The organism is Cysteiniphilum marinum (assembly GCF_014857925.1).
Classification (GTDB): Bacteria; Pseudomonadota; Gammaproteobacteria; order Francisellales; family Francisellaceae; genus Caedibacter; species Caedibacter marinus.
The window spans coordinates 109,130-126,751 of sequence record NZ_JACYVZ010000002.1; the positions used below are offsets into that span (position 1 = coordinate 109,130).

14 protein-coding genes are annotated in these 17,622 nt (G+C 38.4%); 5 read left to right on the top strand and 9 right to left on the bottom strand.

What is annotated here, in order from left to right:
- The first annotated feature begins 10 nt into the window (after positions 1-10).
- The 4 genes from fabZ to IE867_RS01745 all read left to right on the top strand — a co-directional run bounded on the left by fabZ (position 11) and on the right by IE867_RS01745 (position 3,216).
- A complete protein-coding gene (gene fabZ / locus IE867_RS01730; RefSeq protein WP_192483054.1) occupies positions 11-463 on the top strand; it encodes a 3-hydroxyacyl-ACP dehydratase FabZ in 453 nt (150 codons plus the stop codon).
- A 2-nt stretch (positions 464-465) separates the two neighbouring features.
- Positions 466-1,239: an acyl-ACP--UDP-N-acetylglucosamine O-acyltransferase gene (gene lpxA / locus IE867_RS01735; RefSeq protein ID WP_192483055.1), complete on the top strand. Its 774-nt coding sequence runs from the start codon at positions 466-468 to the stop codon at positions 1,237-1,239.
- The gene (gene lpxB / locus IE867_RS01740; protein ID WP_192483056.1) at positions 1,239-2,375 is read left to right on the top strand and encodes a lipid-A-disaccharide synthase; all 1,137 of its coding nucleotides are present in this window, start codon (positions 1,239-1,241) and stop codon (positions 2,373-2,375) included. Before lpxA ends, lpxB begins: the two co-directional genes overlap by 1 nt.
- A gap of 76 nt (positions 2,376-2,451) precedes the next feature.
- The gene (locus IE867_RS01745; RefSeq protein ID WP_192483057.1) at positions 2,452-3,216 is read left to right on the top strand and encodes a cell division protein ZipA C-terminal FtsZ-binding domain-containing protein; all 765 of its coding nucleotides are present in this window, start codon (positions 2,452-2,454) and stop codon (positions 3,214-3,216) included.
- Between the two features lie 17 nt (positions 3,217-3,233).
- Here IE867_RS01745 and IE867_RS01750 read toward each other — a convergent pair whose 3' ends face one another.
- From IE867_RS01750 to IE867_RS01770, 5 genes are all read right to left on the bottom strand, one after another.
- The gene (locus IE867_RS01750; protein WP_192483058.1) at positions 3,234-7,664 is read right to left on the bottom strand and encodes a hypothetical protein; all 4,431 of its coding nucleotides are present in this window, start codon (positions 7,662-7,664) and stop codon (positions 3,234-3,236) included.
- On the bottom strand, positions 7,657-8,478 hold the full coding sequence (locus IE867_RS01755) for a hypothetical protein (RefSeq protein WP_192483059.1): 822 nt from the start codon (positions 8,476-8,478) through the stop codon (positions 7,657-7,659). Before IE867_RS01755 ends, IE867_RS01750 begins: the two co-directional genes overlap by 8 nt.
- 324 nt (positions 8,479-8,802) lie before the next feature.
- Positions 8,803-10,086 (bottom strand): hypothetical protein, encoded by a 1,284-nt coding sequence (locus IE867_RS01760; RefSeq protein WP_192483060.1) that lies wholly within the window; start codon positions 10,084-10,086, stop codon positions 8,803-8,805.
- 159 nt (positions 10,087-10,245) lie between these two features.
- Positions 10,246-11,469: an MFS transporter gene (locus IE867_RS01765; RefSeq protein WP_192483061.1), complete on the bottom strand. Its 1,224-nt coding sequence runs from the start codon at positions 11,467-11,469 to the stop codon at positions 10,246-10,248.
- 80 nt (positions 11,470-11,549) lie between these two features.
- Positions 11,550-12,128, bottom strand: a complete 579-nt coding sequence (locus IE867_RS01770) for a thymidine kinase (protein WP_192483062.1) — start codon at positions 12,126-12,128, stop codon at positions 11,550-11,552.
- A gap of 151 nt (positions 12,129-12,279) precedes the next feature.
- Between IE867_RS01770 and IE867_RS01775 the strand changes: the two genes are divergently transcribed.
- Positions 12,280-12,876, top strand: a complete 597-nt coding sequence (locus IE867_RS01775; protein WP_192483063.1) for a transglycosylase SLT domain-containing protein — start codon at positions 12,280-12,282, stop codon at positions 12,874-12,876.
- Between the two features lie 39 nt (positions 12,877-12,915).
- Here IE867_RS01775 and parC read toward each other — a convergent pair whose 3' ends face one another.
- The 4 genes from parC to IE867_RS01795 all read right to left on the bottom strand — a co-directional run bounded on the left by parC (position 12,916) and on the right by IE867_RS01795 (position 17,418).
- Positions 12,916-15,153 carry a DNA topoisomerase IV subunit A gene (gene parC, locus IE867_RS01780; RefSeq protein ID WP_192483064.1) on the bottom strand — a complete coding sequence of 746 codons (2,238 nt, stop codon included), beginning with the start codon at positions 15,151-15,153 and terminating at the stop codon, positions 12,916-12,918.
- A gap of 69 nt (positions 15,154-15,222) precedes the next feature.
- The gene (gene recO, locus IE867_RS01785; RefSeq protein ID WP_192483065.1) at positions 15,223-15,912 is read right to left on the bottom strand and encodes a DNA repair protein RecO; all 690 of its coding nucleotides are present in this window, start codon (positions 15,910-15,912) and stop codon (positions 15,223-15,225) included.
- The gene (locus IE867_RS01790) at positions 15,912-16,244 is read right to left on the bottom strand and encodes a hypothetical protein (RefSeq protein ID WP_192483066.1); all 333 of its coding nucleotides are present in this window, start codon (positions 16,242-16,244) and stop codon (positions 15,912-15,914) included. The genes recO and IE867_RS01790 overlap by 1 nt, the downstream gene beginning before the upstream one ends.
- A gap of 4 nt (positions 16,245-16,248) precedes the next feature.
- Complete coding sequence (locus IE867_RS01795) at positions 16,249-17,418, bottom strand: IscS subfamily cysteine desulfurase (RefSeq protein ID WP_192483067.1); 1,170 nt, start codon at positions 17,416-17,418, stop codon at positions 16,249-16,251.
- Positions 17,419-17,622: the final 204 nt, after the last annotated feature.

A 17,622-nucleotide genomic window follows, 5' to 3' on the forward strand; every position in this document is an offset into this window, starting at 1 on the left:
CACATTACACATGCAGCTTAACATTCAACAAATTAAAGAAATTTTACCGCATCGTTACCCTTTTTTATTGATTGATAAAATCCTTGAAATTAACATCGAGGAAGGCACGGCTATTGCTCAGAAAAATGTCACTGCCAATGAAGAGTTTTTCAACGGGCATTTCCCAAATCAACCGATCATGCCTGGCGTTTTAATCGTTGAAGCCATGGCGCAAGCCATTGGTGTTTTGGGCGTTAAGATGATGGCAAGTGAACAAGATCAATTAGATCATAAGAAGCTTTTTGTACTTGCAGGGATTGATAACGTGCGTATTAAGCGCCCTGTTGTCCCAGGTGACGTCTTAAAATTCCATGCAAAAATGGGCAAAATCAAGCGCGGTATGTGCAAAAGTGAAGCTCAGGCTTACGTTGATGGCGAGCTGGTTGCAAGCGCTGAGTTTCTTGCAGCTTATAGGGAAGTATAAACGTGATTGATGAAAGAGCAGTTATTCATGAAACAGCAGAAATTGCTGACAATGTCACGATAGGCCCTTATGCCATTATTGGTGAAAATACCAAAATTGGCGAAGGCTGTAATATTTCTGCTCATGCGGTTATAGGTAAAAATGCCATTATTGGTAAGAATAACCGTATATTTCAATTTGCCTCCGTCGGTGAAGAACCGATTGACCGCACTTTTCATGGTGAGTTTTCACAGCTTATTTTAGGTGATAACAATATCATTCGTGAATGCGTGACGATCCATGGTGGCACTGCCAAAGAAGACGGCATTACGCGTGTTGGTAATAACAACCTGATTATGAATTATGTGCACATTGGGCACGATTGTCATGTTGGCAACAATGTTACTCTTGTTAATAATGCAGCACTTGCCGGACATGTGCATGTCGATGACTTTGCCACGATTGGCATTAACTCAGGCATTCACCAATTTTGTCGCATTGGAGCGTACGCTTTTATTGCGCATATGGCACTAATCACACAAGATGTTCCGCCTTATTTGATGGTGACGGCATCGCCTACTACCTCACCTTGCGGCATTAATGTCGAAGGTTTAAAAAGAGCAGGTTTTTCCTCGCAAGATATTCGCCAGATACGTGAAGCTTATAAAGTCATTTATCGTCAAGGCTTACGTTTAGTTGAAGCCATTGAAAAACTTAAAGTCATGCAACAAGAAACACCCGCGATTGAGCGATTTGTTACATTACTAGAAAGCTCCAAACGTGGGATCATTCGCTAATGCGTATTATGCTTGTTGCCGGTGAGCTCTCTGGTGATCAGCTTGGTGCTGGTGTTGTACGTTTATTAAGACAGCATTATCCAGATGCTATTCTAGAAGGCATTGGTGGTCAGCAAATGATTGATGCCGGACTTAAAAGCCTTTATCCCATTGAAACACTATCCGTCATGGGACTTTTTGAGGTATTAAAGCACCTTCCTGCTATTTTAAAGGTGCGCAAAGGTATTCTTAAACATTGCCAAGATAATCCACCAGATATCTATATCGGTATTGATGCACCTGACTTTAACCTACCGATTGAAGCTAAGCTTAAAGCGCGTGGCATCAAAACTGCGCACTATGTCAGCCCTTCTGTTTGGGCATGGCGCGAAGGGCGCATGAAAAAGATCAAACGCGCTACTGATGTCGTTTTTGCCATTTTGCCTTTTGAAGAGGCTTTCTATCAAAAACATAAGCACAAAGCGATCTTTGTCGGGCACCCTTTAGCCAATAAAGTTGCTATGAATGAAGATACTGTTGGCGCACGTAAACAGCTTGATATTGATACAAACCCCAATAGGAAAGTTATTGCGTTACTACCAGGCAGCCGCACACAAGAGATCATTCGCATCCTGCCGACTTTCTTACAGAGTATTGCCCAGTTAAAACGCCAAGGTTATGAGTTTGATACCTTGCTGCCTGTAGCGAAAGAAAGTTTATATGGTGAGATTAATAAACATCAAGAACTGCTTGATAAACTCAATATTCAGAAATTCAATGGTAATGCACACATGGTGCTACAAGCCTGTGACTTTGCCTTGGTTGCCTCAGGTACCGCGGCACTTGAAACGATGCTTTATAAAAAACCAATGGTTATTGGTTATCAAATGTCAACAATCACAGCAACCATTGTTAAACATATGCTAAAAACAAAATTTGTTGGCTTGCCAAACATCCTTGCTGATAAAGAAATAGTACCAGAGCTTTTGCAAAAGAATTTCACAGCCAATCAAATCACTCATGAATTAAAACGATTCTTTGACGATCAAGCATATACTCAAGAGATTAAAGCAACGTTTCACAGCCTACATCAGCTATTAATGCTTGACGCTGATCGCAAAGTCAGTGATGAAATTATAAATTTATTAGATTCTTAGCGCTTTTGTCTTTTTAATTAGGCATGCATTGATTAGAATAAGCCTTTATTGAAATACCATTATATAGATTATAAACATGACTCAAGTTCAATTGATTTTATTGCTCAGTATTATCATCGTAATTTTACTGTTGATTGACGCATTTCGCCGTAGTAAGCGCAAGAAATATAAGCGTGAGATGGCAGAGTTGCAAGCGATTCAAGAAAAAGAGAAAGCCGTCAAAAAAGCGCAAAAATCAGAAAAAACAACACATAAACAAAAAGCTGAAGCCAAGCAATCACATAAAGATGCAACATCACATGACAAAGATGCAGTAGACGTTGCGCAAAAAATTGAGCTTGGTGCCGATATCAAGCTCGATCCATTAGCCGATACACCGATTAGTGAGCTTGAAGCATCTCATGCGGATTACTCACAACTTGAAAAAGGTATTGTCAGTTACTTTATTAGTGCGCCGCGTGGTTACGTATTTAATGGTGAAGATCTAGATACTTTGTTTAAACACAGCGGTTTAAGCTTTAACGCTGAAGATCAAAGCTTTGAGCTGTTAACTCAAGACAAAGACGTACTCTTTAGCATCAAAGCTGACGCGCCAGTCAAAGGATTTGACCCTGAGAGCTTCACGCAAAAAGATTACACACGCTTATTATGCCGTTGTGAAATCGCTGATCTTGTACAATTTTATGAGCCACAAGTGTGCTTTGATCACTTCACCAAAAGCATTGAGAAAATTAACATGCGCTTAGGCGGTACCCTACTTAACGAGCATAAACGCCGCTTTACCAGTCATGATCAAAGTGCTTATAAACAACACGTTAAGCAGTTTGAAGCTAAAAAATAAACTGTCATCATATACCTTTAAGCACTTTTTGGTGTCCACGAGTTTGCCAACATATTTTTGATTTCATCTTGTTGATCTTGGCTTAACAAATCTTCACCAACACCACTTTCGACATTAAAGCTTGCCAAAGTTTGGATAATTACATCGATTTGTTTATTACTAAGCACAAATTGCTCAATCTCAATCTCATCAATTTGATGATCTTCAGACTCAAACCAGTCTTGAACTACAATCTCTTTCGGTTTATTTTTGTCTGCCAAATTTTTGATCATTAAGTTGCTTACCTCGCGATAAAAGCGTAAATCTGTCGTTTTAATGCCATTGAGTTTCATAAAGTCACTACTGTTATCATTATCATAGTTATCAACAATTGTTTTCTGTGTTTGTGTAAAATCAACTTCATAGCTATCTTGACCATTACCACCATGAAGATAGCTTAGATCACCATTTGCAACCAAAATATCGTTATTATCACTACCTGATTGCACACTTTCTCTTTTAATCATCATGCCATCGGCAAATTCAAATCCACCCACTTTGGTACGGGTATAGCCACTTGTCGCATAAAAACTCTCTATGAGCACACGATTAGTTGCATCATCCCCAACCTGAATATCCAAGTTATTTCCTTGTTTGCTTAAACTTAAATCCTCAAAGCTAATGCCTGCACCAAAACGCAATACATCATTAAATCGATCATATGGATAGCTGCCGCCACGACGAATCGTATCAATGCCATCACCTACTTCATAGACATAAGTCGTTGTCGTGTAATTATAAGTAATAAGCAAATCATCTCCTTTGCCACCAATCAGTGTATTATGCTGCCAGTTTCCTTGTGACAATAAGGTGTCATCACCGTTACCTCCATAAACTTCTGAATTGTTGCCATGACCATATAGGGTGTCGTTACCTTCCTCGCCATATAGTTGATCAAAGCCTCCTTGACCATGCACTACATCATTGCCCGCACCTGCATGCACAATATCATTACCACTCCCTGCATAAATGACATCATCACCTTCTCCTGCTTCAATAACATCATTACCAGCACCTGCATGAATCACATCATCTCCAGCATACCCAAAAAAGCTTTCACTAAAATCTGTGCCCGATAACGTATTTGCTAATTCATCACCAATAATATCTGGATTCAAGCGCGCATCTTCACGCTTAATTACTGTACCATCGGCAAATTCAAATCCACTAACCTTTGTACGGGTATAGCCACTTGTTGCATAAAAATTCTCTATGAGCACACGATTAGTTGCATCATCCCCAACCTGAATATCCAAGTTATTTCCTTGTTTGCTTAAACTTAAATCCTCAAAGCTAATACCTGCACCAAAACGCAATACATCATTAAATCGATCATATGGATAGCTGCCGCCACGACGAATCGTATCAATGCCATCACCTACTTCATAGACATAAGTCGTTGTCGTGTAATTATAAGTAATAAGCAAATCATCTCCTTTGCCGCCAATCAGTGTATTATGCTGCCAGTTTCCTTGTGACATTAAAGTGTCATCACCCGCGCCGCCATATAGATAGTCATCACCATTGCCATAAAGTTTATCATTTCCTAACCCACCGTATAAATAATCACTACCACCTCTTCCTTCTAAAGTATCATTACCGGCTAAACCATAAATATTTTCATTACGATGATTACCAATCAAATAATTATCAAGATCTTGCTCAGATTGAGATGCACTGACAAAATGATATGCTCTCCCCATAAACTTAAGTTCATCAAGTGATGATAATTCAGCCATCATTTTGTTACTTGGTGCAGCTAACATGTCATTGGCAAGCTTTAACGCGTCAAAACCCAATTGTTGAAATGCTTTCTGTTGACGATCAATAATCATTTCTAGTCTTGAGAAGCTCTTTTCAGGATTATGCTCTGCCATCTCTAGGAAATAATTCTCCAATCGTTGCCAATTATATTGGGCGACACCTAATGCATCCTGCTCTATTGTTATATAAGGTAGCATTTGTGTTAACACTGCTTGATAGCGATTAGCTTGCTGATGTTCTTTCATATTCTCAATCATCAGCTGAAATGCTTCACTAATCACCGCACTCCTTTGCCCATTGACAAGCTGAAAAAAGCTTTGATCAACCATTGTCACAGTGCCACCTTTAGTCACATTTTGCCAGCCAAAGGTCACATCACCTGTTTTAATACCAACGCTATAATAACTCCCCTTATCAACAATACTATAATCTAATAATCGCCGCCCATTGACCCGCTCTAAATACGCTGTTTGCTTAATTTTCTCGACAACTCCTGTGCTTATATTCATTTGTATTTGAGTACCATCTTGCAAGGTCAAACCATCAAGCATACTCTCTGCCGATACAAAATCACTGCCTGCTTTCGTCCATAAATCAATCTGCAAATTAGAGTCATAGCTACCACCATTAACTAGAATAACCTTAGCATCTCTTAACCCTTGGCTTACTTGCAAAGATTGGCGCATTGAATTAACCGCTCCATAACCTCTATAAGTTATAACCTCTTTAACCCCAACAGCTCCCTTAACATCAGCAGTTGTAATTTCAAACATACTATTCATATCAAGTTTATAAAAGTTATTTTCGGTAAAGTTTGCGGCAACGATTTGATAGCTTTGACCACTACTATTTTGATAACTTGACTCAAAGGCTAAAGTAGCACCCAGAACCTCTTTATTGATCGATTGTTTATTCAATGAAATATGATTAATTCCGGCTTCGGTTAACGTCTTAAGTTCACTTGCTGTTGAGAAGCCATTTTGATCAGCATCTTGCCATATTTTGACACTATTAAAGGCTGCATCTTGTGCATTAAACACCCCATCATGATTGTCATCCAAATCCGATAGCGCATCAAAACCATCTGTGGCATTTTGTCCATTTTGTTTTATGGTATTTTCGCCAAATAACTCTAATCCATTATCAATTCTGCCATTGCCATTGATATCACGCACTAATAATGCATCATCTTTGCCAACCCAACCAGTAGCGTAGTAGACATTATCACCCGTATGATCAAACATCACTTTTCTATTGGTATCAATTGTCTCAATTCCATCACCATCTAAATCTAAAACCAAGGGATCTTGACGCAACGCAGGTACGCTTAATGCCGTATTAAATAGTTGATTAATCAAATCATCCAATACAACATTGCCCACTTGATTAATATCAACACCTTGAGCTAGTAAAGCCATTAATTGGCGCAATAACTCACCTTGTGCTGAATCATCATCAACATTTGTTCCCATGATTAGCATGTCTTTAAAATTCGCATAATCGCCAAAGACATCTTTGAAATCAGATAGACGATCGCGTGCCTCACTTAACAAGCCCTCATCAATGCCCGCATCTTCCATAGCTAACTTATATAGAGCCTCAAAATCTGCAGTATTAAGTGGGTTCTCAACCATTTTCTCTATTAATTGCTGCAAAACCAGCTCAGCTTTCGCAATCAACGCAATATCGTCCCCATACTCCTTTAGCACGACATCAATATTCAGCTTATTTGGAATCAAATTGCCATTATCATCATAGCCTTGATATAAGTAATTATGGATTTTATGGATATCTCCAGAGTCGAGAATCCCACCGCCAGGTAACATAATTGTTTGCCCAATATTATCCGACACCGGATCGACATAATCTCCTTCACGCAGATAATTGAGTATTTTATCATCGATAAGATCTTTATTCTCAGCATATTTATTATAAAGCGCTATTTTCCTCGGATCAGTTACAGCCACATGAACAATTTGATTATTAATCACACCGATCTCATAATACTGCCCATCAATCTTTAATGGATTTATAATGTTTTGGATACCAAAGGCTTCAAATGTGATACTTTCACCTAACTGCTCACCTAACATCGCACTTTGCGCTTGTGCAATACTGCCACCTAACGAATGACCCGTGGTGGAGATCGTCATGGGTTTTAAATTATCTCGAATTTTATCCACAAAAGTCACTCCAGCAAGCATATTATCAGCAATATTACCAATAAGCATTTGCACATCCGAGATAACATCACCTACACTATCAGTCCCTTTATTGACTATCGCAATACTCGTTTTGTCATCAACCGGATTGATTGCAATTCCATAATACCCCATACCGCCGACACCGAGCTCTCCATTATGCTCAATTGTCGTACTTGTCTCTCTTAGCTGAAAATTATTTAAAACTTCACTAAATTGTGCCGGCATTGTCGCAATTTGTTGTTTAATATCATCAGGGATGCCTTTTCTAAAATCACCTCGCTCGTCATAAATATAATCGTTTAGCGTTAAATCTTTTTTCTCACTATTAGCAACTACCGAATTATCAAAAATATAATTGCCTTGATTGTCACCTTCGGTACTGACCGCATAAATCAGATTGCTTAATATGGCAGCTTGCTGCTGTGTTATTGTCTTAGCCATGACTGTTCTCCTGCTCTTTATTGTCTTTGTTGTATATATCTTTTATTTGTTGATACATGGGGGTATCGATTAGCCACTTTGAGTCTGAGAGCTTAGCCCTTCTTGTTATACCCCATGAATCCTGCTCCCCATAAATTAAAGAATCATACTTAGCAGGTCTTCTGGGAATAAATTTAAAATATTGCGCCACATCCAAGGGGCTTTTAATGTTTTTGCCTATATTTGCATACTTGGGGATATTTGGTTGCCCATAACACTCTCTTTTGACGCCATTTATTGTACATTCATATATGTCTATAATTGCCCAAGTGTATTTATTGGTTTCCCAACCCTGTTGACGAACAAATATTTCATAACTGAGTGGAAACGTAACGAATTGTGGTTTTTCTGGTAAATCCATAAGCTGAATGCCTACTGCATAACTAAAAAAATCTGCTGACAACAAGTGGTTATTAAGCAAATAAACCGCCTCTAATACTTTAAGAATATTTTCGGGTGTTTCTTTAATATTGATTTTAATCGTACCACCAAACTTCATTGCCTGATGACTTGTTTGAATCCATTTATCCAAAGGCAACGCTTGACCATGCAAATTATCCAATGCTACTTTCGATAAATATTTCTGGTGTTTTGGTAGTTCTAAAGGAGATATAGAAGCTCCACTAAAACTTGCTTTATAATCCCTAGTCACACCTTTAAAGTAACCCTCTACCAATTTTGCAGATTCTATTGCTTGCCGAGTCTGCAAAAAATTACTGACAAAAGCCCCCTTATCCATCAAATCAGTAATAACAGTGAACTGCTCATCTGGCATCGAATCTGTCTCAACAATAAAGCTATAAGTTTTACTTTGAGCGTTATATTTGCCTCTGATTACTTTGAACTTTTCGTCATATCGCTCATTGAGTTCTTTGACTATGTTAGGCTTTAAGGTCTCAAGCTTAGCATCTATTGACTCATACGTGGCTGACCTATAAATAAAATAAGACGATAAACAGATGAGTAATACCACTATTGCCGATATCGCCAAATACCTTTTACTGCACGCCTTCATCACGCACCCCCAAATTGACCGATTTTTTCGTTTTGGATATATACCAAATACGATAAAAATGCCGCTTGTTGTGAATTGATTTGCTTATTCATAAGTCTTCTCCCGTGATTGTAGTTTAACGATTTGTTGATAAAGCGGGGTATTCACTAAAAATTGCGCCTGTTCTGAGCTATAGCGCCTTGAAATTGCCCAGGAATCTACAATATCTCCAAAAATATCAGCTTTAACAGGATGAGTTGGGATCAATTTAATATATTTGGCAATATCTAAAGGACTTTTGATTTTTGTATCTAGTTCAGTGTACTTTAAATCTCCTCTTTCTGCACTATTACACCCATTTTTACTAGGACTGTTTTTACAATCTGCTATAAATAACAATCCCCAGGTATGCCTTATTGCATAGCTATTTTTATAATACATCAATTGTCGCCAATCAAATGGAATATCAATCTGAGTGCTATCTATTGGTTCGGGTAAATCGACCAAATTAACTTTTAGGTAAGTTTTCTGAGTATTATTAATATTTTGATAAATCTCAAAGATGCTCGTCATAAACTCCAATAATTTCCGAGGCGTCTTCTGTATATCGATATACCCACTTAACCCATCAGAATAAATATTAAAAATCATTTTATTAACATCAAACTGCTTAAAGTATTTTTGCCTATAGGCAAGTTCTTGTTTGGCTTTTGTTAAATCATTATTGTCCAAATTCACACTATTACTTTTAGTAATACTAACGTCAAAATAGTGCCCTAAATATTTCTTTGATCTGACTGTAAAGTAATTGGTTTTACCTTTTCTTAAATCAGTGTAGGCTTTGACATCATAAAATTTTGCATCCGGATAATTTTTAGCTAAAAATATTTTGATGACATTCTGCTTACTTTCAAGAAAATTCGCCTTTTTATACTCGAGAATTAATGAAGCTATTGTTATAGATAGCGTTAATCCAACGATAATGATCAGAAAAATTATCCAGATTTTTTTTGCTCTTGATTTATAATAGACGCGCGTTCTTTGCTTATATTTATCCCATAATTTTTGATGTTTTTGTTTATAACTATCCCGCCGAGCATAACCACTAAATATTAACACAATAGATACAACAAAAGAGATAATCATAGCTATTATGACAAAAGGCGTAATTAAAGATAAAAACAAAAGTGGTCCAGCTCGATCACTTCCAACATGAGTATGCATAACATACACAATGCACAAACCAATGAGTAATGGCCAAAAAGCAATAGAAAATATGACAGTTAATACGTCAAAAAATGGCTTTACTTGCTCTAACAATCTAATTTTTCTTAGGTTTTTAAGCTTGGAAACTGTGCTTTCATTCTCTATCTTTGTCTCATTCTGCATTTCATACCTCGCCTAGGTTATATTACCAAAGCAACACAATTAAAAATGATTCAAACCAAGCCCTAAAAGTCGGCTGTTAATATAATTGATCCCTCAATAGATAAATAAACAAATAGAACAAGTGTCGCCCTTACAAGCCTAGCTCATTTTTTCAAAAGATCAAATTTCATCCTTTATTTTTTGTAATTTCGCACCACGCAATAATGGATAGGTAATCATTAATGCTAAAACAACAATAAAATAAAACCAATAGTTACTTGGGAAATGCATTTGGCTATTGATGATCAAAAACATCGTATAGATGACCATGACCATTAAGCCGGATAAGCCATAGCTTAAACCTTGGGTTTTACCTTGTAGCGTGATATCTGTATGCCTTTGGGCAAGGGTAACTGAAATTGCCCAACATGAAAGGCATATGCCAATAACAAAGTAAAAGATTAGCGCCAGCCACACACTATGGACTATTGCCAGCATAAAGTATAAGCATACCGATATCAGCAATGCGCCAACGATTGTTTTGACCTCGCTATAACGATCTGCAAACCATGGCAGGATAATACAACCAATAATAAATCCTATTGAGAAACCAGTTTCAATCAGTGCAAATTGCCATGAGCTTGCCTGTAAAATATTCTTAGCATAAGGTGCGATAAAAATCGGTACCGTCATAAACAAGCAGGTAAAGCCAATTTCTGCGACATAAAACCAAAAGACAAACCGCTTTTGCCGCAAAAAACGATAAACCATGCGCCAGTCTTCAATAAAGCTACTTGCTCTGCGTTCAACATGGCGTTTAGGCTTCACACCAAAGCTTGCTATCAATGCGACTGCTGTGCCAAATAATAAGAAGTATAGGATTTGATGCATATTAAAAAACACGACCAACAAACCACCCAGTGACATACCAATAACCATGCCAATTTCAAATATGCCATCCATTGTGCTATTGGCATATAATAGATAACTATCATCACTAAAGATCTCACGTACCATAATCAGCATTGCCGGCATATAAAATGCTAATATCAAGCCCCAAAAGCTAGTAAAGAAGTATACCTCAGCTAATGTATCAAGGTAGCCAAACATTAAAAAAGCAGCAATCACAACAACACGTGCACCATTGGTCGCAATAATGATTTTTTGTCGCGGGAAACGATCGGCAATATAACCTGTCACAGGAGATAAAACGGCTCCTGAGACCCACCAGCTAAACATAAATATAATAATCGCATTAACGCTATTATAAATAGCTAGCAAGTGCCAACTAAATGAGACATAAGCCATACCAACGGCAATAGCAGAAAAAAAGCTCATAATACATGCACAAGTAAATGAGCTATTTTTAAACAATGCTGCACGCGCCTTTAAATACGACTTCACACTACCCTCTTTATACAATTCTCCGCTCTAAAGAGCATTGTGGCAAAGATCGGATTTTACAGCAAGCAAAAGTATTTAAATCAGGCAATCTGCCCTTTTTTATAATGCCAACGACAAACTGAGATATAGCGCTCATTGCCGCCAATTTGCAGCTGTTCACCATCTTTAATAACATTCATATCTTGATCCAGACGTAAGACATGTGTCGCCTTTTTACCGCAATGACAAATGGTTTTGATCTCAATCAACTGATCAGCCCAAGTCAGTAGATATTTACTTCCCTCAAAAGGCTCCGCCTGGAAATCATTACGTAAACCATAAGCAAGTACTGGGATATCTAACTCATCAACAATATCAGTTAATTGCAAGACTTGCACTTTTGTTAAGAACTGTGCCTCATCGACCAAAATACAATGTAACTTTTTGGTTTTAAGCACTTCTTGCGTTTCCACACAGAGATCTGTTGATTGATCATATAACAACGCATCGGCTTGGAGACCAATGCGCGATGAGATCTTACCCACATCAAAGCGATCATCAAAGCTAGGCGCAAAGAGTAAGGTATTCATCCCGCGTTCACGATAGTTATAATCAGATTGTAAAAGGGTTGTACTCTTGCCAGCATTCATGGTGGAGTAATAAAAATGAAGCTTTGCCATATTCGTAAATAGTTATTCTTTATCTATTAGTCGCATAACTTACTGTATTGCGCGTCCACTTGGAATAAAAAGTTGTTGAAAATAGTTCGCGTTCGCTCAAAAATCCGTTAGGCTGTGCCTCAATGTTACGAAAAAATCGCTACTTGATTTAATGAAATTTGATTTTAAGTTTTTAGCTATTTTAGCTGTCTTACCACTTGCCGGTTGTATTACCGCACCACCAAACCATCCTAATAACGCTTGTTCAATCGCACAGCAATACCCTGATTGGTATTATGACTCTTTAGATTCCTATAAAAAATGGGGAGTACCCATCAGTGTGCAGTGGGCATTTATTCGTAAAGAATCAAGCTTCATTGCCGATGCGCAAACACCGATGCAATATGTATTAGGGTTTATCCCAACCGGACGCCAATCAACGGCTTATGGTTATGCTCAAGCACTTGATGGCACATGGGAGGAATATCAAAAAGAAACCGGAAACTCATGGGCAAGTCGCACGAATTTCTCAGATGCAGTGGATTTTATTGGTTGGTATGCCAATCGCGCACAACGCATTGCTGGGATTTCTAAGGACAACGCCTATCAACTATATTTAGCTTATAACCAAGGTGTTTATGGCTATATGAAAAAAAGCTATCGTAATAATCAATTTTTAATGAAGTACGCACGTGAAACCCAAGATATGGCGTATCGCTATGCCTATCAATTAAGACGTTGCAATATCCCATCGCAAAGTTGGTGGTGACAACTTAGACTATTTTGATATAGGCTATCAAACAGAAGCTTATGTGATAGTAATATCATCTACATTCTGAAAGCCTCGTGGCAAAATCTTGCCACGTGAAGCACGTTTACCCTGATAATCATGTAGATCGCTAAAGCTTAAACGCATATGGCGTTTACCTGAGTAGATTACTAAGCTTTGACCATTAGTAATGGCGCTAACAAATTTAAGCTCTTCACCGGTAGCTAGTGGACTTGGCATATTCAAAAGACGATTGCCTTTTCCCTTTGCTAAACTTGGCAGCTCACTCCTATCAACCGCAAGCAGACGCCCTTGATTGGAAATAGCAACAATCAAACTATGTTCATAATCATGCGCATTAGCCGGTGGCACCATCTTGTCACTACCTAATGTAATGACCTGCTTGCCTGAGCGGTTCTTACTAATCAGATCATCAACGTTTGCTAAAAAGGCATTACCGGCACTTGATGCTAAAACAAACTGATCTTCTGAAGTCACAAAAGTTAGTGAGACAATATGCTCGTTTTGGTCAAGCTTCAAATGTCCTGTAATCGGTTCACCTTGGCCTCTTGCTGAAGGTAGATCAGCACTTAATAAGCTATAAGCCTTACCCAAACTTGAGAAGAACAAACAATGCTGATTACTCTTACCCATACTTGAGGCAAAATAACTATCACCGGTTTTATAACTTAACCCTTCAACATTGACATCGTGCCCCTTGGCAACACGCACCCAACCTTGTTTTGATAAGACAACGGTGACACTTTCAACTGGTTGTAAATCCGCTTCTTTTAACGCTTTGGCTTCAGGGCGCACCACAAGGGCCGATTTTCTTTGATCACCATGTTTTTGTTGTACAGCTTTGAGCTCTTTTTTAATGAGGTTCTTTAATTTAGTTGGATTCTCTAAATACCCCATAATCTCATCACGCTCTTTTTCAAGCTCATGCTTTTCCTTTTTGATCGCCATTTCTTCAAGCTTGGCTAAATTGCGTAAACGCAGGTTAAGCACGGCTTCAGCTTGTGTATCAGTGAGATCAAAACGCTTTTTCAATTCCTGTTTAGGATCATCCTCATAACGAATAATGGCAATGACTTCATCAATATTTAAAAACGCAATCAAAAAGCCATCTAAAATATGCAAACGCTCTAAGATTTTATCCAAACGAAACTCTAAGCGCTTGGTTGTGACCTCCGTTCTAAATTGCAGCCATTCTACAAGTACTTCCATTAATGACTTTACTTGTGGCTTACCATTTAGACCGATCATGTTTAAATTAACACGATAGCTTTTCTCAAGATCAGTTGTCGCAAATAAATGGCTCATCAAAAGATTGGTATCCACACGATTTGAGCGTGGTACTAATACGATTCTCACCGGATCACTGTGATCAGACTCATCACGTATATCACTTAGCCATGAGATTTTTTTACTGTTCATTTGGGCAGCAATCTGTTCAATGACCTTGGCACTTGAGACCTGATGTGGCACGCGAGTAATAACGATATTACCCTCTTCCGTATGAAATACTGCACGTAAGCGGATGCTGCCGGTACCTGTTTCGTAAATCTTTTTACGTTCTTCAAAAGGCGTGATAACCTCAGCTCCTCCAGGGTAATCAGGTCCAGGGATATGTGTCATTAAACCATCTAGACCGTGATCTTTACCCGTTAGAAGATATAAACAACCATTAACAACTTCAGTGAGGTTATGTGATGGGATATCCGTTGACATCCCCACAGCAATCCCCATACTGCCATTTAATAATACATTTGGCACTTGCGCTGGCAACATCTTTGGTTCTTGCAATGTGCCATCAAAGTTTGGCTGCCAATCGACTGTGCCAAGCTTCAACTCATTTAATAACACTTCAGCATATTTGGATAATCGCGACTCAGTATAACGCATTGCCGCAAATGATTTTGGATCATCAGGCGAGCCCCAGTTACCTTGCCCATCAATCAAGGGATAGCGATAGGAGAAATCCTGCGCCATCAGCACCATTGCTTCATAACAGGCACTATCACCATGCGGGTGATACTTACCCAAGACATCACCGACAGTACGTGCTGACTTCTTATGCTTACTTAATGCCGATAAGCCAATCTCGCTCATCGCATAAATAATCCGCCGCTGCACTGGCTTTAAACCATCACCGATATGCGGCAATGCGCGATCGAGAATTACATACATCGAGTAATTCAGATATGCCTGACGACTAAAGGCGCTAATCGTCTGCTTTTCATTATCTTCAAAAGAAAGGCTTAATTGATCCATACGTTAAAAAATTAAGACGTTAAACTCATCATATCATAGCAAATGATCACCTAAGCGTCATCAAGCATTTTAGTTTCGTAAATAACTTATTAGCAACTCACGCGTTTTAAGTGCTCTGCCTTGCAGACAGGCATTTAAATTAATCCGTATGAGTTTTTGCAGCACTTGCAACGTGTCATTATTCCAACTAGATACAGGCTGTTGCAATTGTTTAATATATTTGCCACTGATACCACTGTCAGCAGTTGTTTGATAAAAGGCAGATAACGGCGCCATTGCATAATAATGATCTTCAGTAATTATTTTATGTTGCTCATCATAATCCACCTGAAAACCATAACCTAAACTTTCTAATAACTGCAGCTCAAAATAGCGTAATAATCTTGTAATATCATCACTAACCAATTCTTGTATTACTAATGAATAACGATCAAAGAGCACCGCATCATGATGATCATGTGGCAAGAGCCAATACAAGACTTCATTCAGATACATACGTGCCAATTGTGATAAATAACTTCCCATGCTAAAGCTTTTCTCACACTCGGCAAAGCGAATATTTGCTAAGCTTTCCGTCGCAGGCATGATCTTTATATCCACATTCAATAAGCTAAATGGCTGATAAATGCCATGATTCTTTTTGTTCGTCCGCGCAATCGCATTCAACTTACCATGCTCTTTTAACCATAATGTTAATAACAGTGATGATTCTTTGTACTTACGACTATGTAACACAACCGCTTTTTCTAGCGTCGCCATCACAACAACTGCTCAATCAACTGCAAAATCACTAAGGCATCTTGACGTTTATGCGTTGGTAACTCAAACATCTGTTGCAGCTTAGCAATATCAGCAAAAGTAGCAAGTGCTGCCTTATCGTTATCTTGCAATTGCATTACTAGCCATTTTGTCATTGCCAATAAATACGGGCTACCGATTGCTTTAAAGTAATAATTCATCTTATCACTATAAATGAAAACTTGCTGCCCCAACTCCCCAGCATGCGCAATCGTTTGAACGCATGAATGAGTATATTGGCAATCTTTCAATGTAATCGCTTTAAGCAGATCTAAAATTTTCTCACTCATCATAGTACTATTGCCCTTGCCACAATGGTGATAATGCACGCAATTTAGTGACCACATCAACAATTGCCCCAATTGCAATATCAATATCTGCACGTGTGGTATAGCGACCAAATGAAAAACGTAAACTGGCATGCGCTTGTTGTTGTGTTAAACCAATGGCACTTAATACAAATGACGGCTCAACACTGGCTGAATTACATGCCGAACCCATTGATACTGCTAACTGATGAAGCATAGCCACTAATGACTCGCCATCAACACCTTGAAAGGTAATATTAACAATTCCAGCATAACTATTATCTAGTGGCGTATTAATGATTAACTCAGGTAATACATTGATTCCTTGTAAAAACTGATTACGCAATTCATGCACATACTTATTTAATTCATTTTGCTTTGAAGATATTAATTCACAGGCGCTGCCTAATCCCACAATTTGATGTGTTGCCAACGTCCCTGAGCGAAATCCTTGTTCATGACCACCACCATGAATTGATGGCGTGAGTTTCACCTTAGGTTTTCTTCTGACATATAACGCACCAATGCCTTTTGGTCCATAGATCTTATGTGCTGAGATTGACAACAGATCAATATGCATTGCTTTTACATCAATGTTGATTTTACCAACGCCTTGCGCGGCATCAACATGAAATAAAACCTTACGCTCGCGGCATAAAGCACCAATTTCTGCCAAAGGATACATCGTGCCTAATTCGTTATTGACTGCCATGATTGAAACTAAAATCGTCTCATCTGTTAATGCGCTTTTGATTTGCGCTAATGGGATTTGACCTTTAGCATCGGGCTTAAGATATGTAACTGTATACCCTTTTGTTTCAAGGTAAACACAAGTATCAATCACCGCTTTGTGCTCAATCATTGAGGTAACAATATGCTTACCACGAGCCCCGTAGGCATCTGCCACACCTTTAATCGCCAAATTATCCGACTCTGTTGCACCTGAGGTAAAAACAATTTCACGCGCTTCCGCATTAATAAGATTGGCAACTTGTAATCGCGCACTATCCACGGCTTCTTTTGCCTGCCAACCATAATCATGCGTATTTGATGCCGGATTACCAAAGGCATGATCAAAGCTTAGATATTTCAACATCTGTGCAACCACCTCATCAGCAACCGGTGTTGTTGAGGCATAATCAAGATATATTTGTTTCATAACCAGAATACATTTATATATATTAGTATTATCACTAGCATATAGTTTATACCCATCACAGAGCAATGCCAAAAAGAAAAACTTTATTTGCAATCCACCTCGTGCATTTTTAATTATTTTCGATATGCTAATGTTTAACACAAACTTGGATGCTGTTGCAAAGCACACTAAGAAGGATTTTAAACCCACAATAAGGAGAACAAC